At 38.0% G+C, this 22,690-nt stretch carries 24 protein-coding genes; 10 read left to right on the top strand and 14 right to left on the bottom strand.

The window, feature by feature from the left end:
- Positions 1 to 194 precede the first annotated feature (194 nt).
- The gene (locus EOK74_RS14295; RefSeq protein WP_133470707.1) at positions 195 to 1,436 is read right to left on the bottom strand and encodes an ammonium transporter; all 1,242 of its coding nucleotides are present in this window, start codon (positions 1,434 to 1,436) and stop codon (positions 195 to 197) included.
- A 17-nt stretch (positions 1,437 to 1,453) separates the two neighbouring features.
- Positions 1,454 to 1,792 (bottom strand): P-II family nitrogen regulator, encoded by a 339-nt coding sequence (gene glnK, locus EOK74_RS14300; protein ID WP_006992692.1) that lies wholly within the window; start codon positions 1,790 to 1,792, stop codon positions 1,454 to 1,456.
- A gap of 423 nt (positions 1,793 to 2,215) precedes the next feature.
- Between glnK and EOK74_RS14305 the strand changes: the two genes are divergently transcribed.
- On the top strand, positions 2,216 to 2,593 hold the full coding sequence (locus EOK74_RS14305) for a hypothetical protein (protein ID WP_133470708.1): 378 nt from the start codon (positions 2,216 to 2,218) through the stop codon (positions 2,591 to 2,593).
- A gap of 6 nt (positions 2,594 to 2,599) precedes the next feature.
- Here EOK74_RS14305 and EOK74_RS14310 read toward each other — a convergent pair whose 3' ends face one another.
- The 4 genes from EOK74_RS14310 to EOK74_RS14325 form a co-directional block, all read right to left on the bottom strand.
- Complete coding sequence (locus EOK74_RS14310) at positions 2,600 to 3,022, bottom strand: DUF2721 domain-containing protein (protein ID WP_133470709.1); 423 nt, start codon at positions 3,020 to 3,022, stop codon at positions 2,600 to 2,602.
- A 130-nt stretch (positions 3,023 to 3,152) separates the two neighbouring features.
- Complete coding sequence (locus tag EOK74_RS14315; RefSeq protein ID WP_133470710.1) at positions 3,153 to 3,527, bottom strand: rhodanese-like domain-containing protein; 375 nt, start codon at positions 3,525 to 3,527, stop codon at positions 3,153 to 3,155.
- Positions 3,528 to 3,640: 113 nt separating this feature from the next.
- Positions 3,641 to 4,609, bottom strand: a complete 969-nt coding sequence (locus tag EOK74_RS14320) for a cobalamin biosynthesis protein CobD/CbiB (protein WP_133470711.1) — start codon at positions 4,607 to 4,609, stop codon at positions 3,641 to 3,643.
- A gap of 12 nt (positions 4,610 to 4,621) precedes the next feature.
- Positions 4,622 to 5,317: a 5'-methylthioadenosine/adenosylhomocysteine nucleosidase gene (locus EOK74_RS14325; RefSeq protein ID WP_133470712.1), complete on the bottom strand. Its 696-nt coding sequence runs from the start codon at positions 5,315 to 5,317 to the stop codon at positions 4,622 to 4,624.
- Between the two features lie 229 nt (positions 5,318 to 5,546).
- Here EOK74_RS14325 and EOK74_RS14330 point away from each other — a divergent pair, with 229 nt between their 5' ends.
- Complete coding sequence (locus EOK74_RS14330; RefSeq protein WP_133470713.1) at positions 5,547 to 6,725, top strand: tetratricopeptide repeat protein; 1,179 nt, start codon at positions 5,547 to 5,549, stop codon at positions 6,723 to 6,725.
- 49 nt (positions 6,726 to 6,774) lie between these two features.
- Here EOK74_RS14330 and EOK74_RS14335 read toward each other — a convergent pair whose 3' ends face one another.
- From EOK74_RS14335 to EOK74_RS14355, 5 genes are all read right to left on the bottom strand, one after another.
- Complete coding sequence (locus EOK74_RS14335; RefSeq protein WP_133470714.1) at positions 6,775 to 7,614, bottom strand: 2OG-Fe(II) oxygenase family protein; 840 nt, start codon at positions 7,612 to 7,614, stop codon at positions 6,775 to 6,777.
- Positions 7,615 to 7,661: 47 nt separating this feature from the next.
- Positions 7,662 to 8,870: a NupC/NupG family nucleoside CNT transporter gene (locus EOK74_RS14340; protein WP_133470715.1), complete on the bottom strand. Its 1,209-nt coding sequence runs from the start codon at positions 8,868 to 8,870 to the stop codon at positions 7,662 to 7,664.
- Between the two features lie 46 nt (positions 8,871 to 8,916).
- On the bottom strand, positions 8,917 to 9,540 hold the full coding sequence (udk, locus tag EOK74_RS14345) for a uridine kinase (protein ID WP_133470716.1): 624 nt from the start codon (positions 9,538 to 9,540) through the stop codon (positions 8,917 to 8,919).
- Between the two features lie 149 nt (positions 9,541 to 9,689).
- Positions 9,690 to 10,634 carry a hypothetical protein gene (locus tag EOK74_RS14350; protein ID WP_133470717.1) on the bottom strand — a complete coding sequence of 315 codons (945 nt, stop codon included), beginning with the start codon at positions 10,632 to 10,634 and terminating at the stop codon, positions 9,690 to 9,692.
- A complete protein-coding gene (locus tag EOK74_RS14355; RefSeq protein ID WP_239024123.1) occupies positions 10,631 to 11,506 on the bottom strand; it encodes a PhnD/SsuA/transferrin family substrate-binding protein in 876 nt (291 codons plus the stop codon). Before EOK74_RS14355 ends, EOK74_RS14350 begins: the two co-directional genes overlap by 4 nt.
- Before the next feature lie 363 nt (positions 11,507 to 11,869).
- Here EOK74_RS14355 and EOK74_RS14360 point away from each other — a divergent pair, with 363 nt between their 5' ends.
- The gene (locus tag EOK74_RS14360) at positions 11,870 to 14,890 is read left to right on the top strand and encodes a TonB-dependent receptor (RefSeq protein WP_133470718.1); all 3,021 of its coding nucleotides are present in this window, start codon (positions 11,870 to 11,872) and stop codon (positions 14,888 to 14,890) included.
- 76 nt (positions 14,891 to 14,966) lie between these two features.
- Positions 14,967 to 16,145 (top strand): endonuclease/exonuclease/phosphatase family protein, encoded by a 1,179-nt coding sequence (locus tag EOK74_RS14365; RefSeq protein WP_133470719.1) that lies wholly within the window; start codon positions 14,967 to 14,969, stop codon positions 16,143 to 16,145.
- A 20-nt stretch (positions 16,146 to 16,165) separates the two neighbouring features.
- Here the strand turns inward: EOK74_RS14365 and argR are convergent, their stop codons facing one another.
- Positions 16,166 to 16,630: a transcriptional regulator ArgR gene (gene argR, locus EOK74_RS14370; protein ID WP_133470720.1), complete on the bottom strand. Its 465-nt coding sequence runs from the start codon at positions 16,628 to 16,630 to the stop codon at positions 16,166 to 16,168.
- 282 nt (positions 16,631 to 16,912) lie between these two features.
- Between argR and mdh the strand changes: the two genes are divergently transcribed.
- Complete coding sequence (gene mdh / locus EOK74_RS14375) at positions 16,913 to 17,848, top strand: malate dehydrogenase (RefSeq protein WP_133470721.1); 936 nt, start codon at positions 16,913 to 16,915, stop codon at positions 17,846 to 17,848.
- A gap of 63 nt (positions 17,849 to 17,911) precedes the next feature.
- Here mdh and EOK74_RS14380 read toward each other — a convergent pair whose 3' ends face one another.
- Both EOK74_RS14380 and EOK74_RS14385 read right to left on the bottom strand, forming a co-directional pair.
- On the bottom strand, positions 17,912 to 18,532 hold the full coding sequence (locus EOK74_RS14380) for a DUF2726 domain-containing protein (RefSeq protein ID WP_133470722.1): 621 nt from the start codon (positions 18,530 to 18,532) through the stop codon (positions 17,912 to 17,914).
- Positions 18,533 to 18,662: 130 nt separating this feature from the next.
- Positions 18,663 to 19,049, bottom strand: a complete 387-nt coding sequence (locus EOK74_RS14385) for a hypothetical protein (protein ID WP_239024124.1) — start codon at positions 19,047 to 19,049, stop codon at positions 18,663 to 18,665.
- Positions 19,050 to 19,156: 107 nt separating this feature from the next.
- On the opposite strand from EOK74_RS14385, the gene EOK74_RS14390 reads away from it, so the two are divergent.
- The 5 genes from EOK74_RS14390 to EOK74_RS14410 all read left to right on the top strand — a co-directional run bounded on the left by EOK74_RS14390 (position 19,157) and on the right by EOK74_RS14410 (position 22,690).
- The gene (locus EOK74_RS14390; protein ID WP_133470723.1) at positions 19,157 to 19,684 is read left to right on the top strand and encodes a DUF2937 family protein; all 528 of its coding nucleotides are present in this window, start codon (positions 19,157 to 19,159) and stop codon (positions 19,682 to 19,684) included.
- A 54-nt stretch (positions 19,685 to 19,738) separates the two neighbouring features.
- Positions 19,739 to 19,975: an antibiotic biosynthesis monooxygenase family protein gene (locus tag EOK74_RS14395; RefSeq protein WP_239024125.1), complete on the top strand. Its 237-nt coding sequence runs from the start codon at positions 19,739 to 19,741 to the stop codon at positions 19,973 to 19,975.
- Positions 19,976 to 20,275: 300 nt separating this feature from the next.
- Positions 20,276 to 21,610, top strand: a complete 1,335-nt coding sequence (locus tag EOK74_RS14400; RefSeq protein ID WP_133470724.1) for an AMP-binding protein — start codon at positions 20,276 to 20,278, stop codon at positions 21,608 to 21,610.
- Positions 21,603 to 21,953 (top strand): ApeI family dehydratase, encoded by a 351-nt coding sequence (locus EOK74_RS14405; RefSeq protein WP_133470725.1) that lies wholly within the window; start codon positions 21,603 to 21,605, stop codon positions 21,951 to 21,953. The genes EOK74_RS14400 and EOK74_RS14405 overlap by 8 nt, the downstream gene beginning before the upstream one ends.
- The gene (locus EOK74_RS14410; protein ID WP_133470726.1) at positions 21,950 to 22,690 is read left to right on the top strand and encodes a glycosyltransferase family 2 protein; all 741 of its coding nucleotides are present in this window, start codon (positions 21,950 to 21,952) and stop codon (positions 22,688 to 22,690) included. Before EOK74_RS14405 ends, EOK74_RS14410 begins: the two co-directional genes overlap by 4 nt.

Below are 22,690 nucleotides of genomic sequence, written 5' to 3' on the forward strand. Positions count from 1 at the left end.
AAACTCGTTTAGGTTTGATAGTTTAGGATACATGGATTTCGCAATACTATGTACTTAGTTATTTACAAGCAGAAAAAAGCCCCGCAATTGCGGGGCTATGGCCTTCCTGGCTTAGAGGTTCCGAGGCTTAACTCGGTATCTCTTTAAGGGAGTTTGTAATTGTTATTATCCCATTTTTCTAAAGCTTTCTGATATTAACGACCAGATGTAAAGTCAGGGTAAGCTTCTAAGCCACACTCACTAATGTCTACGCCTTCAAACTCTTCTTCTTCACTGACTCGGATTCCGATAACAGCTTTGATAATTGCCCAAGTGATTAAACTTGTTACAAATACCCATACGAAGATAGTAACAGCACCTAGCAATTGGCCACTGAAAGTAGCTGCATCAGAGTTCGTTACTGGTACTAGTAATAGACCTAGTAGGCCCACTACACCGTGAACAGAGATAGCGCCAACTGGATCATCAATTTTCAATTTATCTAAAGCTAAGATGCTGAATACCACTAGAATTCCACCCATTGCACCAAACAAGGTTGCTTGAAGTGGAGTAGGAGTAGATGGCTCTGCAGTAATTGCAACTAGACCTGCTAATGCACCGTTAAGAGCCATAGTAAGGTCAGCTTTCTTAAATAAGATGCGAGCAAGTAATAAAGCAGCTACTAAACCACCAGCAGCAGCAGCGTTAGTATTCATAAATACTACAGCAACACTATTTGCACTTTCTACAGTAGCTGTAGCTAATACTGAACCACCGTTGAAACCAAACCAACCCATCCATAAGATGAATGTACCTAAAGTGGCTAAAGGTAAGTTTGCACCTGGGATAGCGTTTGCTTTGCCGTCTACATATTTACCCTTACGAGCGCCTAGCAATATTACACCAGCAAGCGCTGCAGCAGCACCAGCCATATGTACGATACCAGAACCTGCAAAGTCAGAGAATCCATTTTCACCTAGGGTATACATTCCGAATACAGATGCACCGCCCCAAGTCCAAGAGCCTTCCATTGGGTAAATGAAACCAGTTAATACAACAGTAAATGCTAAGAAAGCCCAAAGCTTCATACGCTCAGCAACGGCACCAGATACAATAGACATTGCAGTTGCAACGAATACTACCTGGAAGAAGAAATCAGCTGAAGGAGCATAAGTAGCTGGCTCTGCTTCACCTGTTGCGCCGTCACCAGTAATGCCACTTAGGAACCAAGTAAAGTCGTCACCGCCATACATGATTGAATAGCCGCAAACCATATACATGATGCAAGCTATAGAATATAACGCTACGTTTTTAGTTAAAATTTCAGTGGTGTTCTTAGCTCTTACTAAGCCAGCTTCTAGCATAGTAAAACCAGCAGCCATCCACATGACCAACGCACCACATATTAAAAAGTAAAAGGTATCTAGGGCGTAGCCCAACTCAAAAGTAATTTCCACAATCTTCTCCTCAAAATCTAAATGGCTTCGCCATCGGTCTCGCCTGTGCGAATTCGAACGGCATGCTCTAAGTCATAGACGAATACTTTTCCGTCACCAATCTTGCCTGTTTTAGCTGCGCCAACAATAGCTTCAACTAAGCGTTCAACTTGATCATCCTGAACGGCAACTTCAAGTTTTACTTTAGGTAAAAAATCTACTTGATATTCTGCGCCACGGTATAGTTCAGTATGGCCTTTTTGACGCCCAAAGCCTTTAACTTCAGTGACGGTCAAACCATCGATGCCGATTTCAGATATTGCTTCTCGCACATCATCAAGCTTAAAAGGCTTAATGATCGCTGTGACTAGTTTCATGGTGTTACTCCCAGTGTTTTAGTTATATTTTGCAAATGATTGACAAAATTACAACAAATCCTATGCCATAATTTTTTATCATTAAAAACAAAGGATTACATTTACTGATTAATGTTTTGATACATATTGTCGCACTGTTTAAGTGCGATTGTTCCGTGTTGCCTTTGTTTGGTGCTTTAGGTTTTGTGGAGTCATATTTAGACTAGATACATGATGAATATATGGATTTTGCCTTGCTAATTTTTGAAGGTAATTGGAGGTTGATAGAAATGTTTAGTAGGTACTTCTTTGGTAGCACTTAATGTTATTTACGACCTTCCTGTTTTATTAATATATACATATGATTTCATAACGAATTTCTATGTAGTTACGGATATGCTGAGCTAAGCTAAAAAAGGCTTACTCTTAAATAGGTGGTAGATTATGCAGTTTGAAATATCTGAAAACGATGGATTTGCGATTGTAAGTATTGAAGGATCCCTAAACGCTTTAGATTTGCTGTTTATGTTACAAAGCAGTGATTATAAAAGCGTTATTGCAAAGTACGATAAGGTATTAATTGACTACTCAGATATAAGTGGCTCTTCACTTACCATGGAAGATGCGGTTGGTATCACCTTGCTAGGTAAAATGAATTTAGTTAATCAGCAAGATATACATATAGCAGTGGCAGTAAACGAAAATGAGCGAGCTGTGATGGAGAAAGTCACAGCTGAAATATTTTCTAATGGTGACGCTAAAATCACAATCGTAAAATCAAAACAGCAAGGTATCAATATTCTTAATTTACCTAGCTGTTAAATTAGATCATTTTTTTTGATTTTTAATATTCCATACGCGCTTTTTTACAGGTAAATTTAACTGGCTAAGATGCATGTCTAATGCTTCTATGGATATGCGTATTTCCCTTACGGACAACCACAGTGAGTACAAGAGTAGTACTAGGCTACAAGCAAATATTGAGCTTCCTACCGTTTGGTAGTTGGCGTAAATAGCTAGCATAGATAGCACGCACATAAAAAAGGAAGCAATGCCAGCGGCTTGCATATTTTTTATTAATTGAATTCGTTGCCTTAAGTTTTTGATTTGTGCATTAGAGTTTGTGTTTTCTTTTTCTAAATCAAAGTTTCTAATGACGCTTGCAAGTGCTAAAAAACGATTGGTGTAAGCGAGCAACAATAAGGATATTGCTGGGAATAACATAGCAGGTGTAGTGAGTGTAATATCCATTGAAATTTGTTGGTTTCTTTAAGTTGCTAACGTTTCTGTGATTATTATTATTGCTTTAATTTAGAAGGCCTTGCCTAAATCTTCACACATAATAATCACTGTATGTGGGTATATTTAGAAAAATACTGCATTATTTTTCTATTGCTAGCCCTGATTTAACCCAGCCTAATATATCCCCTTCAAGATGATGAATCTTAGAAAAACCATTATCGGATAAAATGCCAGCGGCTTTATTGGCTCTGTACCCAGAGCGACAATACAAAACAATTTCTTTATCTGTAAAACTATGAAACTGGTCTAGGTTGCTAGAAATTTCACTTAAAGGAATATTTATTGCTCTAGGAATATGTCCATCTGCAAATTCTTCTGTGCTGCGTACATCGATTACTATATATGAATAATTTTTATCATTAAGTATTGCAGCTTGACTAAGCTCAATCATGTCAGAAGCTTGTGTAGACAGCCCAAATAAACTTAAAAAACCAAACATAATTTGTTTAACCATCTATATTTCCTAGGTAATTTTATTAACTAGGATACTAATTACACTTAGCCAAAGTGTAAAGTATTTAAGCTATAACAATGGCATTGCAAATAAGGGTAAAAACTAAACTTAGATTAATGAATTTGAGCTGTTGAGTAAGTTAGGAAGTAAAATAGCAAAGCAGCAATCAATGTTACCCAAGTTGCACTGTTAATAATGATTAGTACTCTTTGATTGTCTGCTAAAGTAACTTGTTTTGGCGGCCCGCAGCTTGGCATTCTTATCTTTTTATTATTATAGTAGGCAGGCCCTCCCAAGTTAATGCCCATGGCTGAAGCCGAAATATTCAAGATAAACATTGATAAACTTTTATAGCTTTTTCCTTGAATTAAAGCTGCAGCTCCTAATCTGAGGTTACAGGCCAACATGATACTGCAACAAGTTAGGCATGATGGTACTAGTTGTAATATATTTATTAACCTCCTAGTTGGTCCTCCAAAATATCTAAAACGAATGAGCTTAACATTCCAAGAGTGGCTTAATTCATATAAAACCCTATAGACTAAGGCTCCAACTCCTCCGGCAATAAGGTACCAAAATATAACGGAGCAATATTGGTAACAAAATCGTAATAAAACTGATTCTATATTGGCTTTTACTATACCCATTGGGGATAGTTTTTCAGTTTCACGTAGCACTATGGGGGACAGCATTTGCCGAGCCAGAATTTTCTTCTCAGATCTTAAGGCTTGGTTGATCTTTTGGGTTTGTTTAATAACATACTCAAATTTTAACGCTGTCAAAAGCATGATACTTTCAAAAAATAGCGGGAATTGAGACAGTAAAATAAATACAGCAATAACTGTGCATACAGGGAGTAAAAAGGTTAAGGGGGCTAAAATTCCGGCTATTTGTTGCTGCCGAATTTGCCTTGGTTTAGAGGGCACAACCTTGTTTGCCATGCCTTGAGCCATTAGCTTGAGTAATGTGAGAGGATGATATTTTTCAGGCAAGTATATGAATTTTTCAATTAGTACAACTAACACCAATACCCAATAAGCGAGTAGCTGCTCACTTATTAGTATATCGATTAAATTAGACATAACGACTCTAGTTTACTTCAGAGTTAAAATTGTTTGTATCACAAGCTCTGCTGAGTTTTTAGCCGCTTTTTCTAAATAGGTTTGGAACGAAACCGTCGATGTTTTTCCTGCTATATCTGATAACGAACGTATTACTAAATAGGGAACGCCAAGTAAATGGCAGCTCTGAGCTATAGCGACGCCTTCCATTTCTACGGCACAGGCTGTTGGAAAGTTTTTCCGAATTGTAGCCGCAGCTTGATCACTTCCAACGAATGAATCACCAGTGCAAATTAATCCAAGTTCAACTTGAATGTTAGTCATACTCTTGGCTTGGTTATAAGCTGCATCAACCAGCTTTGTTGCACATTCAAAGTGGGTGGGCATTCCAGCACACTGGCCTATTTCATAACCAAAGTGAGTTAAGTCGGCATCAAAATGTCGTAATTCAGTTGCAATAACAATGTCACCTATACTCAAATGATTGGAAAAGCCGCCAGCCGAACCGGTATTAATGACATAGTCTGGGGAGAATTGCTTGACTAATAATGTGGTGGAAACAGAGGCTGCAACTTTGCCAATACCGCATTTGACGAGCACAACGTCAATGGAGCCAAGTTTGCCTGTATACACTTTTAGGTGGTTTACATGTTGTTCTTTACATTGTTGAAGTGAGTCTTGAAGAAGTGTTATTTCTTCATCCATTGCACCTAATATGGCAATTTTCATAGAGAGGCTTCTGAGTCGTTTTATTTTGAATTAAGTTTATTACGTAAGCGTTTGATTTAAAACATGCAAATAAACAGATTTTATAAATAGTAGTTTTATAACTCTGTTGTTTGGGGTGGGAGTTGAGTTTAGATATTTAGGACGAAATCAATCTAGTAAGCGACAAATAGATTGGCGAATAGCGTTTAAAAACGCTAATGTTAAATAAATGTTAACTAGAGAGGTTGATATGTTTAATATTAGACTTAGTTTGACGCATTATGCTTGTTTGTTATTCGTTTTTGTTTTATTGGGTTGTCAATCTAGGGCAACTCACAATCATCTTGCCGTTACCACAGAAACCCTACTATATGATCAAGGTTTTAAAAGCTTTTCAAATCATAGAGTAGAAACTGAATATGAAATATTTTATCTAGATGAAGACGCCAAAACCTTTGTGCATAACATCATAGGTAACATAGATAACGAGGTTGATCAGGTTGAGGCTCTAGTACATGCTGTATTTGACCGCTCTGAATTAAACCTGCTGTATCAGGCCAATGCCAACACTGTTGCCAATGATACTTTTAAATTGAAAGAAGCAAATTGTTTATCCATGTCGATTATGACCTATGCACTGACTAGGGAGGCCGGCTTTAATGTAGATTTTCAGGAAGTTTTGATTCCTGAGTATTGGACTCGTCGCCAAGGTTATAACCTCCTTAATGGCCATATAAACTTAAAATTCACTCCCCACCTGGATGCTAATGTACTCAATTTAAGAACCCGTAGTTATCAAATAGATTTTGACCCACAACCTTCTAGACGGAGCTTTCCTAAAAAGCTTGTATCTAAAGAGTTGGTAGTTGCCATGTTTTACAATAATAAAGGAGCTGATGCTCTAGTGAAGCAACAATTGCCTTTGGCTTATGCCTATTTTCGTCAAGCAGTATTAAGTGAGCCACTGTTTACTTCTGCTTGGATTAATATGGGGATTTTATATCGTATGGCAGGGTATTTAGAAGGCGCTGAGAAGGTTTACTTGCATGCTCTACAGCAATCCCCTGATAATTTGACTGGTCTGGAAAACTTGGCTTATTTATACAATATTACCGGTAAAGTAGACTCCGCCAATGAGATTATTGCCAAAGTAGAACATAAGCGCGCTATAAATCCCTATTACCACGTAAACTTAGGTGAGCAGGATATAGAGCAACAAAACTGGAAGTTAGCTCTTGGGCACTTTAAAAAAGCACTTATTTTAAATAGGAACATGCACGAGGGATATTTTGGTTTAGCTAGAGTTTATTTTGAAATTGGTGAGCTAGATGAAAGCGAGCGTTATTTGAAACTGGCAAAAAATAAAGCGCTCAATAATCATTATGAAGAAAAGTATCAGAGTAAATTAGATTTTTTAAGCAGTTTGTGACCTTACAAACTGCTTAGTTTTATGTTTAACAACGACTCTAATTCAAGGGCTAGGCGACACCCAACTCTTCTAGCCTCTCTTTTAAATAGCTTTTGGCTGTATATCTATCTGATAAAACCACTTCGGGGTTTGGATGTAAAAATAGAGGCAGTGAAATACGAGCTTTAGTCTGATCGCTTCCTTCTGGGTTTACAACTCTGTGGGTGGTTGATGGGAAATAACCGGCAGAGGCTTCTTGTAACATATCGCCTATATTCACGATAAGATTACCAAAATCGCATGGTACATCAATCCACGAGTCTCCAGTGCCTTTAACTTGTAACCCAGGCTCATTTGCTGACGGTAATATAGTTAGTAGGTTAATATCCTCATGTGCTGCAGCTCTTATCGCATCCGCCTCTTCTGAGCCGTCTAAAGGGGGATAGTGCAAAATACGCAGTAAAGTCTGCTCACTTTCGGTCACCATGCTCGATAGTGACTGGGTGTACTTAGCAGATATCTCAGCCGGCGAGTACTTTTCAACCCAAGCTAATAATTCTGAGGCTAATGCATTGGTATCTCGGTAATAATCTGCTATTTCCTGTTTGAGTGATTCTGGGCATCGTCCCCAAGGGTAAAAATGAAAATACTCTTTGATATCTTTCTTTTTAAAGCCTTTGGCTGTCTCTGATACACTCGTTGGGAAGAAACCATCATGGGTTTCACGGTTGTACAAAAAGTCATTTTTTTCATCAGTATTAAAAAAAGCTTGCCAGTTTTTATATATGCTAGTAACACGCTCTTTGCTTATTGGATGATTTTTTAATACTCCAAAACCAGTTTTGTGTAATGACTCTACAAATAATTTATCGGCATTTGGTGCCTGGTAATCTACAGCTATTAATTCCATGGTTTACTCTCAACTCAAAATCTTTATATATTTACTACAGTTATTTTTTATATGCTTAGATAGAAACCCGCTAAAGCGGCGCTCATTAAGTTTGATAAGGTTGCGGCTAATACTGTTTTTAATCCAAGTTGCGCAATTTCTTTTCGTCTGTTTGGAGCTAACGCTCCTATGCCACCCATCAATATTGCTATTGAAGAGAAGTTAGCAAACCCACACAATGAGAAAATCACAATAGCCTGAGTATGGGGTGACAACTCGGCTTGATACTTAAGGAAGTCTAAATAGGCGACAAATTCATTAACCACCATTTTTTGGCCAATAAAGCTACCCGCTATATTAGCTTCATCCCATGGAACCCCTAAGGCCCAAGCTATAGGTTGAAAAAGGTACCCTAATATAATTTCAAAGCTTAAATCTCCTGCTCCAAACAACCCGCCGGCCCATCCAATTAAGCCATTTAGTAGAGCAATAAGCCCTATAAAAGCCAGCAACATTGCCCCTACATTCAATGCTAAATGTAATCCAGAAGCGGCACCACTTGCAGCAGCATCAAAAATGTTAGCGTACTGGTTATCTTCAGTGGTCTTTTGATCCAGCTCATTTTTAAACTCTTCTGTTTCAGGAATGATGATCTTAGCCATCAACAAGCCACCGGGAGCAGCCATAAAGCTAGCGGCTAATAGGTACTTAATTTCTACGCCCATTCCTGCATAACCCGCCATAACTGAGCCTGCTATAGACGCAAGGCCACCTACCATCACAGCAAACAATTCTGAGCGAGTTAAATTAGGTATAAATGGTTTGATAACCAATGGGGCTTCTGTTTGCCCTACAAATATATTGGCTGCGGCAGACATGGATTCAGGGCGACTAGTCTTTAAGAAAAATTGTAGGAAGCCACCAATCACCCGGATAATGACTGTCATTACCTTCAGGTGATACAGCACTGTTATTAAAGAAGAGAAAAACACAATTACGGGCAACACATTGAACGCAAATATAAAGCCCATTGATTTATTACCCATAGGGCCAAAAATAAAATTAATACCGTCTTGGCTATAACCAATGATGTTTTCTACATATCCAGTTAGAGAGAGTAAAAAGCTAATTCCTGGCGGGAAGTACAACACCAAGGCTCCAATACCTGCTTGAATTGCGAAAGCTCCGCCCACGGTACGCCAATTTATGGATTTTTTGTGTGCAGAGAATAGATAGGCAATAAACAACATTAAGGCAACGCCAATTAGACTAACCATACTTTTTCCTTATTTTTATTATTGTGTAGCATGTAACGGTAAGTTGTTATAACAAACTTTGCTGAATATGTGACTTAATAACATCTAGGGCGATACGATTTTCTCCCCCTTGAGTGACTATGACATCTGCTGTAAAGCGACTTGGTGCAATAAATTGGTGATACATAGGCTTTACCGTCGATTCATATTGTTGAGCTACTGACTCCAGGGTGCGACCTCTTTCAGCAATATCTCTTTTCATTCTACGTAGCAAGCAAATATCTAGTGGGGTATCGACAAATATCTTTATATCAAAAAGAGGTTGCAATGCTTCGTTTGCCAATAACATGATCCCTTCAATTATAATGACAGGTGCAGAAATCAAGGTATCTGTTTTCTCGAGTCTAGTGTGGGTTTTATAGCAATAACTTGGATATTCTATAGACTTCCAATCTTTCAATGCTTTCAAATGTTGAATTAACAATTCATGCTCAAAGGCTTTGGGATGATCGTAATTATTCTTTTCTCGTTCTAGCATTGGAAGATGATCTTGGGAACGGTAATAATGATCTTCACGTAAAACTTGAACTGGTTTACCTTTTTCTGAAAATTCTTTTAGAAGATTTTCGGTAAACAGTGATTTACCAGATCCTGATGCTCCAGAAATGGCAATAACTAAGGGGGCAGACATACCACTCCAGATAATTGAATTAAGACTTATAGAAAGATAACAGCGGAAACGCAAAAAGTCAGCACTTGAAATCCGCTTTCAAGTAACTAATGAGGTAATAGCCTCTGAACTGATTGTTTTTTATTCTATCGATAAATTTATAGTCGTATTTATTTACCAATTATTTCTAAATGCGATGGGTCAAGGTGTTCAAGGGCATAGTTGTGAAGTTTAGATCTAGATCCTTCTCCTTGAGCTTTGGGAGGATAAAATAGCTCTTTTTCGTGGGGCTGATGTAAAAATACAGCATCTAAAGTTGCCCTAATTTCACTCAATGTTTTGTCTAAATTGGTACTGAAGTCTGGACGCTTTCGCTTGGTATGACCAATTTCAATTAGTCTATAAAAATATTTATTTGCTAAAGTTATTATGTCTTCTGGTACATTTTTGCTTTGATTTAGAAGAGGGTTGGGCTCTTTTATACAATACTCTAATAAAGCTACATAAAAACAAAATGGCTTATTGGATAGCTCAACCTTTTTTCCAAATTTTACATTGTTCAAGGTCTTGTCGTGTAGGTTGATGGATAATTTCACAGGTGAGTCAGGGGGCGAAGGCTCACTTAGATTGTTGGCGGCACTATTGGCTTTTGCATAAATTTTATAATTTAGGTAAGTAAAAATTAGAGCTAAAAATAGAGCTATAGGGGTTAGCGTCGTTAAATAGGGCCATTTGAATACCGCTATTGAAACCTCAATTTTTTGACCTGTCGGCGTTAGGGTTGAATTACGTGTTAGATACTCCCCGTCAATATCAATACTGACATTTTGCAGTTTTAATAGTTTTACATTGGAATCTTGTTCAGTTAAGTAAAGATTAAGCTGATCAATGTAACGCTTAACTGATGGGGGGTGGGAAATAGTATTGAATATTGGATTGGCTAAACGAAGTTTGCTGATGTCCAATGCTATTCTTTTCTCTATGTTTAGGGTAAATAGACTGGCTTCATATTGGTGTTGAAAATATTTTGCAGTTGAGTAAGTACCTTGAAACATTATCCATAAAATAAAAAAGTAGCCAGTATATTTGTATGATGCTAACTGTGGTGAAGTCATAATTGAGGCACTTCTATTAATAAACATTCATCGGGTAATGACATATGATTGAAATATTCAGAGCCCATGTTAGGACTCAACATTAATAGTATTTTTTGCATCTCACACACTAAATCTGTGTTTTGGGTATCCATCTTTAAATACCACTTCGCTCCACTTACATTTTCCTGAATTCGGGTAATGTAATTTTGCGAGAACTTTTTACTGTCTTCTTCTTGCCAATAAGATGAAATAATATCCACCTTTCCCGAGGCTAATAATTTACGTAACTCATTGTGATCATTCGCATAAGTAATCTTTACATCCTGTTCAGATAAATCCAAAGATTTTAGCATTCCCTTGGGTATTATGTGGCCAGAGCGGCTGCTGGGATAATCTAATAAACCTAATTTCTTGCCCCATAAATATTGTTTATTGATAATCGGCTTTTCTTTTACTGAAATTAAATAGGCAGAGTAGTTTTGATAAGCCCCAATGACTTTATAACCATATGTTTGATCGGTGGCAAAAGCATTCATTAGATTTTCTTTTACTAAGGCTAAATGTGCTAAGCCTTTACCTATATACTGAATAATATCTTCATCTCTATTGCTCCATCTAACTTCAACGACTCCAAATTGCCGATCGATTACGGGGTCAGAGCATAAAGCGTCAAGTAATAAGTCAGCTTGATATTGATCTTCCACAAGAACAACAAAGCTATCTGCATTTGTTTTTGAAAGAGTATGACAAGAATCTGACTCATTGATGATGACAGGAATCGGCTCTGGAGTATTTACATTTACATAGGCACCTAAACACCACATCAAAATTATGGATAAACTGATCGCAGAAAGAAAAATTGTTTTGTAATATGGTGAAAAAATAGACAAAATTTAGTGGGCTAAGCTTACTTGTTGAGATGCTATTTGTTGATTTCAACAGTTAGTTTTATTTATTGCAATAGGTAAGTTTATTTGTTTGAGTTAAGCTGTTGATTTTTATGTATTAATAAAAAACAAGGTTGAATGATATTAAATGCTTTTTACTTTTTGTAATTTGTTCAGTATAGACGTATGTATTTTAATTAGTAATAAGCTAAAAAAATACGCTAGTACTTATTTTGTACAGGGAGTTTTCAAAATAAAAATAAAAGAATTAATTTAATAAAATAGCAATATTTAGTAGGTACAGTTTCGTTAAGCATACTATATATGCCAAAAAACTTAGAAAACACAAAACTTAGGAAACACACAATGTTTAAGAAAACTAAACTCAATCGCATAGCGATTGCAGTGGCAATGTCTGTTGGCATGTCTTCAGCTGCAATGGCACAAGTTACCTCTTCAGGTATGTCTGGACAGATCGTTGGCCCAAATGGTAATCCAGCTGCAGGAACAGAAGTAAAAGTTACGCACGTTCCAACTGGGACTGTAAAAGTAGTTACTGTTAATTCAGCGGGTACATTTAACTTACGTGGTTTGCGAGTTGGTGGACCTTATACAGTTGAGTTAGACTCAGCGACCTTTGCAGATCAAACTATTAACGACGTTTATTTGGAGTTGGGCGATACATTCAGCATTAATCGTGCTTTAGAAAACGAAGAAAATATTGAACGTATATCTGTTACTGCGTCTCAGTTAAGTAGTACTGCTTTCGGAAAAATAGGCCCTTCTGCTAGTTTTGACCTTTCTACTTTGGAGAATGCTCCTGCAATCAACCGTGATCTTACAGATATAATACGAATTGACCCTCGCGTTTATGTTGATGAAGGCGGAAATGGCGGAATACAGTGCGCAGGTAAGAGTCCTCGCTTCAACAGTTTAACTGTTGATGGTGTGCGTATGAATGACTTGTTTGGTCTTAATTCAAACGGTTACCCAACTGAAAGAATGCCGTTTTCATATGACGCTATTGAAAGTGTTGCGGTAGAAATAGCTCCTTTCGATGTGATTTATGGTGGCTTTTCAGCTTGTAATATAAGTGCGGTGAGTAAGTCTGGAACTAATGAAGTACATGGGTCGGTATTTTATGAGTATGGAAGTAACTCTTTAAGAGGTGATTCTCTTGAAGGTGATACAGTGAACATTGGGGACTATGATCAAAATACCTATGGTTTTACTATTGGTGCACCACTTATTAAAGATAAGCTATTTATTTTTGCTGCCTATGAGAAATTAGACGGTGTAAATCTATTTGACCGCGGAGCTATTGGCTCAGGTGCAGTGAATGAAGTAAATATTACACAAGACGAGCTAGATGAAATAGTACGCATTTCAAACGAACTATATAATTATGATCCAGGCAGTATTCCTACAAGCATGGACCATGAAGATGAAAAGCTTCTTGTGAAACTTGATTGGAACATAAGTGACAAGCACAGAGCATCATTTACTTATAACTATAATGACGGTAATAACTTTACTGAATCTGATGGCGATTCTGACGAATTTGAATTTTCAAACCACTTATATGAACGTGGTGCTGAGATGAAATCTTTGACAGGTGTACTTTACTCAGATTGGACAGATAAATTTACTACTGAAATTCGTTTGTCTCGCACCGAGTTAGATAATCGCCAAAATTCAGTTGGTGGTGATGGCACTCCTGGTGGAAATGATTTTGGTGAAATTCAGATTTATACTGATGATGTTACTGTTTACATCGGTTCTGATGATAGTCGTCAAGCGAATGACTTAGATTGGAATGCAAATAGTCTTATGTTCCGTGGTAATTACTATGCTGACAATGGACATACTTTTACTTTTGGTTATGAGCAGGACTCACTAGACGTATTTAACTTGTTTGTACAACATACCGAGACAGAGATGCGTTTCTATGGTGGTATCGATTCGTTTGAAGCTGGTTTACCAGGGGCTATTTACTACAACTATGCTATATCAGGCGAGTTAGATGATGCGGCGGCCGATTGGGGATACACTAATCATAGTGCATATATGCAAGATGAATTTTATCTGACTGATGACCTCACAGTAGTTGCTGGACTTCGTTACGACTGGACTACTACTTCGGATGCTCCGGCAGAGAATAGTGACTTTGTAGCAGAATATGGTTTTAGCAACTCCACTAACCTTGATGGTGTTGGTTTGTTGCAGCCTCGCGTTGGCTTTAACTATACTCTTAGTGATTCTACAGAAATTCGCGGTGGTTTAGGCTTGTTCTCTGGTGGTAACCCTAACGTTTGGATGTCTAATAACTTCTCTAATACTAATACTACTCAAGTGGGTGCTAGAGGACGTGACCATGGATACACTGATGGTTCACGTAGTTTATTTGATTCAGATATTGTTTGGGTTAATACTGAAGAAGGTGTGACCGCCGGTCCTGGTTACTCTATCCCATCTGAATTGGATGCAGATGTAGATGCTGGGGAAGGTTCTAACTTTGAATTGAACTACCTAGACCCAGATTTTGATATGCCTAGTGAATGGAAGTTGTCTGCTGGGTTAACTCATGAAACAGAGTCTGAATTCATTTTAAGTGCAGATTTACTTGTTTCTTTCAGCAAGAATCAAGCAATGACTTTTGCAGCACAGTTAGAAGAAGCTGGATTCAATGATGAAGGTTACATTCAATACAGTGATGACAAAATGGATGCATTTGTATTGACAAATTCTAACGAAACTTCTGTTTCTTATTCATTGACCGGAACATTAGAGAAGTCATGGGAAAGTGGTGTGCGTTTATTTGCGGGTTATACATATAATCACGCGGAAGACACTCAGCCAATGACAAGCTCAGTTGCATTTTCTAATTATCAGTACAGGGCGTTTACTAACCCTAATGAAGATGTATCTTCACTTTCCGATTGGAATATTGCGCATCGTTTTACAGCCGATTTAAGCTACACAGTTGAATTGTTTGATGGTTTAAATACCCGCTTTAATTTATATGCTGTAGCTCAATCTGGCAGTCCTTACAGCCTGACTCGTGATGACGGAAATAGTATCTTTGGATACACTCCATATATCGATAGTAACAGTGTGTTACCTATCGGTGGAGAGCGAAACGGTGAGGAAGCCCCTTGGTGGTCTAAAGTTGACATTTCAGTTCGTCAAGACATACCAGCTTTCTCTGAGGGCCATACAGCTTCAATCAGTTTTGTTGTAGATAACTTTACTAACATGCTTAATGATAACTGGGGAATCTTAGAGGAGACTAACAGTACTGTTACTATTGGAACTTCTAATCCAGTTTACCGTGATGGTGATGCGTCATTATGGGAAGCCCGTATAGGATTTGATTACAAATTCTAAACTTTAATTAAGTTTTAATAATGTGAAAGCCGACTCATTAGAGTCGGCTTTTTTGTTTTAGGGAGGTATATTGTTAATGTATAAATTGTATTTAGGGTTATTACTAATGTTGTCTTTAGGTGGGTGTGCGGTCACGCAAACGTCTTCAAAATTACGGGTGGCAACCTTTAACGTCAGCATGGAAGCCACAAATTATGTGGAACAAATTGGTGACGTAGAGGGAAATGAGCTCTCTCAGTATTTAATTGCGGGTAATCACCCTCAGATCAAAAATATTGCTGAAATTATTCAAAGGGTTCAGCCTGATATTATTCTATTAAATGAATTTGACTATTTAGCTAGCTCTGAGTCAGATATTAAAGCTTTCTTAGATAATTATTTAGCTTTGTCTCAGAATGACTCAAGCCCTGTTTTTTATCCATATTTCTTTGCCGCACCTGTGAATACAGGCGTTGATTCTGGCGTTGACCTTAACAATGATGGTGTGACTTCAGGTACAAAAGATGATGCCTTTGGATTTGGCCTTTATCCTGGTCACTATGGCATGGTGGTGTTGAGTAAATACCCTATCAAAAAAAGCAATGTACGTACTTTTCAAAAGTTTCTGTGGAAAGATATGCCTGATAATTTGTTAGACACTGTTAAAAATGAAGATGGCACTCATTATTACAGTGAAGAAGCTCAGCAAGTACTGCGCTTATCCTCTAAATCTCACTGGGATATTCCAATTGAGATCAATGGTAATGAGCTACATATTTTAGCAAGCCACCCAACCCCCCCTGTATTTGATGGTCCTGAAAATCGCAATGGTAAGCGAAACCATGATGAGATCCGTTTTTGGCGAGATTATTTATCCACAAAGACAGAATCAAGTTACATTTATGATGATAAAGGTGAGCGAGGGGGCTTTAAAGGAATAAACTTTGTCATAGTTGGTGACTTAAATGCTTCAGCTGATGAAGGAGATGGTCTGAAAAGAGGTATTCAAGGACTGTTAAATCATCCTGACGTAAACGATTCATTCACACCTACAAGCCTAGCTGCAAAGTTACATACCCCCGATAGCACTTTTTCTGCGAGCCATACCGCATTTTGGAGAATGAGAGCGGATTATGTTTTGCCGTCAAATTCATTCAAAATAATTGACAGTGGTGTATTTTGGCCAGACATTGACGACCTTCATTACCGTCTTATTAAGGACAGAAAAAGCTCTTCTGACCATAGACTGGTTTGGGTAGATTTAGAATTTATGTGATTGAGACTAAGGTGTTAGCCTCATACATTTTCAAAAAGCGCTTCAACTCTATCTCGGGTGTCTTCAATGTCATTAACATCAGCGGGTGCGATGAAAATAGTATCGTCACCTGCTATGGTCCCTAACACACCATCTTTTTTACCCAAAGAGTCTAGTAAGCGGGCGATGAGTTGTGCAGCTCCTGGGCTAGTTCTAATAATTACCATTGAATTATTATGTACAACATCTAGTACAAGTTGTTTAAGGGGGCTTTTCGCTGTTGGCATGCCCAATTCTGGAGGCAAGCAATATACCATGTCACCTCTAGCGTTTCGGGTTCGGACTGCGCCAAACTTACTTAGCATGCGGGACACTTTAGATTGGCTGATATTATCAAACTCTTGTGTTTTCAAGGCTTCAACAATATCTCCCTGAGAACCAAAACTTTCAGTTTTCAAAATATCTTTAAATGCTTTAATTAACGCTTCTTGTTTGTTACTTGCCATAAGTCCCTCGATTTTTAGTTAGACTATTTTGCCGTATTGCTTGGGTTTTCGCAATTTGCCCTTATAACAAATACGCGAATAAGAGCATTTTTTGGAACTGTTTGACTCTATTTATTCTTTAGTTGAATAATAATCATCAGCTTATGCATATATTAAAAACTTTCGGTTCCTTGTATAATCATTCGGTTACAAACTGTTAAACAAGAATAAACTTGTATTTCACAACCTCGTTAGCAATATCTTATTGATTGCAACGCAGAAAGTACTTCACAGGAGAGAATCATGAAAATAGCTGTATTAGGTGCAGCCGGCGGTATCGGCCAAGCGTTATCTTTATTGTTAAAAACTCAATTGCCAGCAGGTTCAGAGTTATCTTTGTATGATGTTGCTCCAGTAGTTCCAGGTGTTGCTGTAGATTTAAGTCACATACCAACTGATGTGAAAGTTAAAGGTTATGGCAAAGATGACTTAGCTGATGCATTAACCGGCTGTGACATTGTATTGATACCAGCAGGTGTACCTCGTAAACCAGGTATGGATCGTTCTGACTTGTTTAACATTAACGCTGGCATCGTAAGAAACCTAGTAGACGGCATTGCAGATAATTGCCCTGAAGCTTGCACTTGTATTATCACTAACCCTGTAAATACAACTGTTGCAATTGCTGCAGAAGCTCTTAAAGCTAAAGGTGTTTACAACAAAAATAAATTATTTGGTGTAACAACTCTTGATGTTATCCGTGCCGAAACTTTTGTTGGTGATTTGAAAGGTTTGAACCCAGCTAACTTACATGTACCTGTAATCGGTGGTCATTCTGGTACAACTATCTTACCTCTACTGTCTCAAGTTGAAGGTGTAGAGTTTACTGACGAAGAAGTAGCAAGTCTTACAACTCGTATCCAAAATGCTGGTACTGAAGTCGTTGAAGCTAAAGCAGGTGGCGGTTCTGCAACATTATCTATGGGTCAAGCTGCAGCTCGTTTTTGTTTGTCTCTAGTTGACGCTATGCGTGGCGAAAATGTTGTTGAATATACTTACGTTGAAACCAATAGTGACGACGCGGTATTTTTCTCTCACCCAGTACGTTTAGGTAAAAACGGCGTAGAAGAAATTCTGTCTTACGGTGAGTTAAGTGAGTTTGAAGAAAACGCTAAAGCTTCAATGATTGAAGGCTTACGTAGTGATATTACTTTAGGTGTAGATTTCGTTAAAGGTTAATTAATCTTTAGAAAGAAAAAACCAGCGAGCTCGCTGGTTTTTTTATGCCTTTAATTTAAGTAACTAGGCTGGAACAACTGGATTTCTAGGTACAGTCTTGTTGGTTCTAATAGGGCGAGTTGGCCTAGGTTGCCCCGTTAATTCATTGGTTAATGAATTCTTCCCCTGAGTAGTAGGAGGGCTTAGCTGTTTCAATTGTGGTTTTGGTAGTTTAGTGTAAATACAATCTCGTATATTTGCAGCTGTATAACCAGCCCGTACCTTAATTCTTACATGGGGAATGTGAGCCGCATCTAATGCACCACTTACAAAAAAGTCTCTTTGGCTCTTATAGCCTTCCTTACCTTTTAGGTGTACTAAGTCGATTGCCATTACCGGCGACATATCACTCTTAGAACATAAAACGAAATCTAAATGTTTGCTGCTAGCTCTGGTGGTGGCACTAACACTGGTTTTTCTGTTAGTGCTTTGGCGCACACTTAAAATATCACTCATTTTTACGCGACATAGAATTCTGTATTCGTTGCCAACGGCTTCATCTATTAGAGATAGAAATGTGCGCTCCACAGGAGTAAACAAATTTCCTTTCTTCTGAAATGGAAAAGCAATGCCTGGTTCGTTAAGTTTCATTGCGGCTACTGCTACTATTATCAGTAGCATCATTAATATAATTCCAAGTTCCATGATCTCTCCAAGAGCCAATGTCGGTTTTTTGACAAACGTTTGTTGTTACTTGGATAAGCAAAGAGAGTGCCAATGAATTAGAAACAAATAATGGCACATCTAGAAGCTAGGAGGGTTAAGTAAGGGTTACCTAAATACTTGATTTAACTAAAATATCAACCTGACTTCCGGTGCCGTCTTTAGAAATGATAACTACTTTTTCACCATGCTCATATTGTAAAACGATTCTACCTTTCAACATCTTTTCATCTTCAGCTTCACCAAGCTCTTGAAGATAAAAGTCTTTCGTAGCTTGTTGGCCACTTACGGCGAAGTAAGACAAACTTGCGGGTAATTTAGTGTCAAATAATTGGCAAAATTTCGCGTTTGGATAGAGGGGTAAAGTGTGAAAGTCAGCAGGGCAAATCTTGCTTACAGTTGGAGTAACATGTTTATCTATTGATAGCTCGTCTGCAATTAAATTGCTTGAAGTTACCATCATAAGTAAGCTGGTAGATTTTAGAATATATTTTAACAAACACGTATCTCCTAGGATGTCCTTTTGCTTACTATAGAAGTTCATCAGGTTAGCAGCAAGGCAATTCAGTTGTGTAAAGGTATGCTGGCTGGGCAATGAGTATAATTATGAAAAAACTATGTATAGATTATTTAAGGCTGACTTTGTTTTGTAGTGGTTTATTGATAGGTATTCAGGTACCTGCCGTAGTGGACCAATATGAAAAACGAGTGGATGCGCAATTGACAGAAGCACAGGCTATTCTTGCTGGGTTTCAACAAACTGCAGAACGTTATTTTCAAGGTGATATACAAGCTCTTTTAAAGCATTATGAGTTAAGTGAAGATGCTGTGTTTAGACATGATGCCCAAAATATTCGTTATATCACTGAGCGTGTCAGTTCATTAGAGGCAGAGCAAAATGCCTTGTTACAAAGTGCGATTCACCGTGTGTTTCATGTGTTAGTTACTCCCGAGCGGGAGACATTTAGACAAACCATGGAACAATACAGTTATATGATATTAATTGACCTTCAAGCCCTAGTTTGGGGGGTACTATTTGGGTTTTTAAGTGCCACTTTAGTTGAGGGGATATTACATCTATTTGGGTATTGTGTGATGTGCCTTAGGCCACATAAACATAAGGATAATACGTGATTTTAGAGCAAGCGATATTAGATATTATTCCTGGCAAACAGCAAGAGTTTGAGGATGCGTTTAAACAAGCACAAATCATTGTTTCGTCTATGGGGGGGGTATATTGACCATCAATTACAAAGGTGTCTTGAAAAAGATAATCGTTATTTATTGTTGGTGCGGTGGCAAACTATAGAAGACCATACATTAGGTTTTAGAGGATCTCCTGAGTATCAGCAATGGAAGGCTTTATTACATCATTTTTATGACCCCTTTCCTGAAGTTGAGCATTTTCAGCTTGTACAAGTTTAAAGTCAGAATTGGAGCTGTATTTATTCAATTGACTTTATTAGAAGTAACTTAAGATTGAAGGCTAACGTTAGCCGGTTCAATAAAGTGTTTTCTGTTTTCACTCTAGCCATTTAGGAAAGCATTTATTTTAGTTGTGCATTAACTATTCGTTCGTTTCAGGGTCTCTACTTTGAAGCTTTAGAGGTGCTCGCAATTCTAATGTTAGGACGTTAGAATTAGTGCTAAATTAAGATAAACTGACCTTATTGCTGTTGACCTTAGCGTCACTACTTTCTTCTCGTAGGAATACTTATCAATCAAATGGACTCAACTTTTTTTAAATTAAACTCTTCACAACTAAGTTTTATTCGCCAAGGTCAAAGTGCGGCTAGTTGGGCGGGAATTGTCGTTAAATACCAAAATATTTTTTCTGCCCATGCCGCTGAAAAGTGGCTCCTAGCTGAATCTGACAGCTTTGTGTTTTCAGCATTATTCTATGCGCTTTTGGCTTCAGGAAAGTCAGTGGTATTGCCACAAAATACTCAACCAGAACATATAAAACAGGTGAAGGAATCGGTTGGTGCTAGTGTGGGGCCGGGTAGTATATCGCCTACCTATCTATCCGATTTGGATACCAAGCCAAGCTCAGGGATAACCTTAACTATTCCAGCAGAGTCTGAAGTGTATTTTTATACTTCTGGCTCTACAGGTGTTCCTAAAATTATTGTTAAGCCATTTAAGTTGTTACAAAGAGAGGTGGATGCATTAGAGGCTAAATTTTCTGAGCAAGTTAAAGGAACCGTATTTGTATCAACTGTTCCACATCAGCATATTTACGGCTTGCTCTATAAAATTTTATGGCCTATGAGTAAAGGTCACAGCTTTGTTCCCCAAGGATTTGAATACCCAGAACAAATGGCTAATCAAATTGCACAAGATGATTGTAGAAGTGCGACTATTATATCTAGCCCTGCACAATTGCAGCGAATGGTCGCAGACAACCCCTTACTAGCTGTAAAGGATAAGGTAACCAACATCTTTTCTTCTGGAGGCCCGTTAGATGCAAAGAAAAATTTAGAATTACAAGATGTTTTACAATGCACTCTAATAGAGGTTTTTGGTAGTACAGAAACTGGCGGAATTGGTTGGCGGTGTCGGCAGTCAATTCAAGATGAGGACTGGCATACCTTTAATGAAGTCAATATCTCTTACCAACACAATAGTGATTTATTAGCCATATCTTCATCTTATATTAATGAGCCTATTTTTAATGCAGATGACCGTGTTGAATTAATAGATGCTAGTCGGTTCCGAGTCTTAGGACGAGCTGATAGTGTGGTAAAAATTGAAGAAAAAAGAGTCTCGTTAGATGAAGTGCAAGCAAGGCTAAAACAACACCCATTTGTGGACGATGCGTTTGTGGTGGTAGTTGGTTCAGAGCGGCGCAAGTTGGCAGTGTTAATTGTCTTAAATGATGCAGGGTTAAAGGCCCGTGAAGGGGGTAAAAAAATTGAATTGGATAGGCTATTTAAAGGTTTTTTATCTAACTGGTATGAAGCTGTTTTACTGCCAAAAAAATATAGATATCCAGTTGAATTACCCTATAATGCCAGAGGAAAATTGAGTAGGCGAGAAGCGGAGTCTTATTTTGAGTGAAGATGTATATCATGGAGATATATTAACTAAAGAGTTAGCTGAGGAAGAGGTTAAATTGGAGCTTAAAATTCCAGAGAATCTTTATTATTTTCGAGGTCACTTCCCATCAGCTCCCGTACTCCCTGGTGTCACTTTAACCCATTGGGTAATGGAATACTTAGCAGAATATTTTGATGTTGATCCCGATAAATTTGTGGGCTTAAGCGCATTAAAGTTCCAGATTATCATTCGTCCAAATTATGAGATATCTCTGCATTTAAAAAGAATCAATTCTAGTAAATATTCCTTTAGCTATAGTTCTGTACATGGGCAGCATGCCTCGGGCAAGGTGTTGTTTAAGTGACGTCTCAGTACTGTATTGTGATCCCTAATTATAATCATGGGGATGTGATTGAAGACACTATTGCGAGTCTTATTGAGTTTACACTGCCCATCATTTTAGTGGATGACGGCAGCGAACCTTTGACTCAGAAGGTGCTTTCAAAAATTGATGAAAAATATGCTGAAGTGGTGTTGTTACGTAGAGATAAAAACGGTGGTAAAGGTGCAGCTGTTAATACTGGCCTTGTAAAAGCCTATGAGATGGGTATGACCCATGCTTTGCAAATTGACGCTGACGGACAACATGACTTAGCAGACGTTGACACTATGCTGGCTGAGTCTAGAAGTAATCCCAAAGCGTTAATTAGTGGTAGGCCAATCTACGACGATAGTATTTCAAAAAGCCGTTATTATGGCCGCTTTATCACTCACTTCTGGGTATGGATCGAAACCCTCTCTTTGCAAATAAAAGACTCAATGTGTGGCTTTAGAGTTTACCCATTAGAGGCATATGCAGAGTTAATCAAACAAGTTAAATTGGGAACTCGCATGGACTATGACATTGAAGTTATGGTGCGCTTATTCTGGCAAGGGGTAAATGTAAGGTTTATTGCCACTAAGGTACATTATCCTGAAGGTGGGGTTTCCCACTTTAATGCGCTGCAAGATAATTGGTTAATCTCAAAGATGCATAGCAAACTTTTTTTCGGCATGTTGGTGCGTTTTCCTGCATTGCTTTTTAGACGCAGTAATAGGTAG

The organism is Paraglaciecola marina, assembly GCF_004360155.1.
GTDB lineage: Bacteria > Pseudomonadota > Gammaproteobacteria > Enterobacterales > Alteromonadaceae > Paraglaciecola > Paraglaciecola marina.

What these genes read in the sequence shown, in the direction of transcription:
- glnK (WP_006992692.1), bottom strand. Translation starts at nt 1,792, where the DNA reads ATGAAACTAGTCACAGCGATCATTAAGCCTTTTAAGCTTGATGATGTG.
- EOK74_RS14305 (WP_133470708.1), top strand. Translation starts at nt 2,216, where the DNA reads ATGCAGTTTGAAATATCTGAAAACGATGGATTTGCGATTGTAAGTATT.
- EOK74_RS14310 (WP_133470709.1), bottom strand. Translation starts at nt 3,022, where the DNA reads ATGGATATTACACTCACTACACCTGCTATGTTATTCCCAGCAATATCC.
- EOK74_RS14315 (WP_133470710.1), bottom strand. Translation starts at nt 3,527, where the DNA reads ATGGTTAAACAAATTATGTTTGGTTTTTTAAGTTTATTTGGGCTGTCT.
- EOK74_RS14320 (WP_133470711.1), bottom strand. Translation starts at nt 4,609, where the DNA reads ATGTCTAATTTAATCGATATACTAATAAGTGAGCAGCTACTCGCTTAT.
- EOK74_RS14325 (WP_133470712.1), bottom strand. Translation starts at nt 5,317, where the DNA reads ATGAAAATTGCCATATTAGGTGCAATGGATGAAGAAATAACACTTCTT.
- EOK74_RS14330 (WP_133470713.1), top strand. Translation starts at nt 5,547, where the DNA reads ATGTTTAATATTAGACTTAGTTTGACGCATTATGCTTGTTTGTTATTC.
- EOK74_RS14335 (WP_133470714.1), bottom strand. Translation starts at nt 7,614, where the DNA reads ATGGAATTAATAGCTGTAGATTACCAGGCACCAAATGCCGATAAATTA.
- EOK74_RS14340 (WP_133470715.1), bottom strand. Translation starts at nt 8,870, where the DNA reads ATGGTTAGTCTAATTGGCGTTGCCTTAATGTTGTTTATTGCCTATCTA.
- udk (WP_133470716.1), bottom strand. Translation starts at nt 9,540, where the DNA reads ATGTCTGCCCCCTTAGTTATTGCCATTTCTGGAGCATCAGGATCTGGT.
- EOK74_RS14350 (WP_133470717.1), bottom strand. Translation starts at nt 10,634, where the DNA reads ATGACTTCACCACAGTTAGCATCATACAAATATACTGGCTACTTTTTT.
- EOK74_RS14360 (WP_133470718.1), top strand. Translation starts at nt 11,870, where the DNA reads ATGTTTAAGAAAACTAAACTCAATCGCATAGCGATTGCAGTGGCAATG.
- EOK74_RS14365 (WP_133470719.1), top strand. Translation starts at nt 14,967, where the DNA reads ATGTATAAATTGTATTTAGGGTTATTACTAATGTTGTCTTTAGGTGGG.
- argR (WP_133470720.1), bottom strand. Translation starts at nt 16,630, where the DNA reads ATGGCAAGTAACAAACAAGAAGCGTTAATTAAAGCATTTAAAGATATT.
- mdh (WP_133470721.1), top strand. Translation starts at nt 16,913, where the DNA reads ATGAAAATAGCTGTATTAGGTGCAGCCGGCGGTATCGGCCAAGCGTTA.
- EOK74_RS14380 (WP_133470722.1), bottom strand. Translation starts at nt 18,532, where the DNA reads ATGGAACTTGGAATTATATTAATGATGCTACTGATAATAGTAGCAGTA.
- EOK74_RS14390 (WP_133470723.1), top strand. Translation starts at nt 19,157, where the DNA reads ATGAAAAAACTATGTATAGATTATTTAAGGCTGACTTTGTTTTGTAGT.
- EOK74_RS14395 (WP_239024125.1), top strand. Translation starts at nt 19,739, where the DNA reads ATGCGTTTAAACAAGCACAAATCATTGTTTCGTCTATGGGGGGGGTAT.
- EOK74_RS14400 (WP_133470724.1), top strand. Translation starts at nt 20,276, where the DNA reads ATGGACTCAACTTTTTTTAAATTAAACTCTTCACAACTAAGTTTTATT.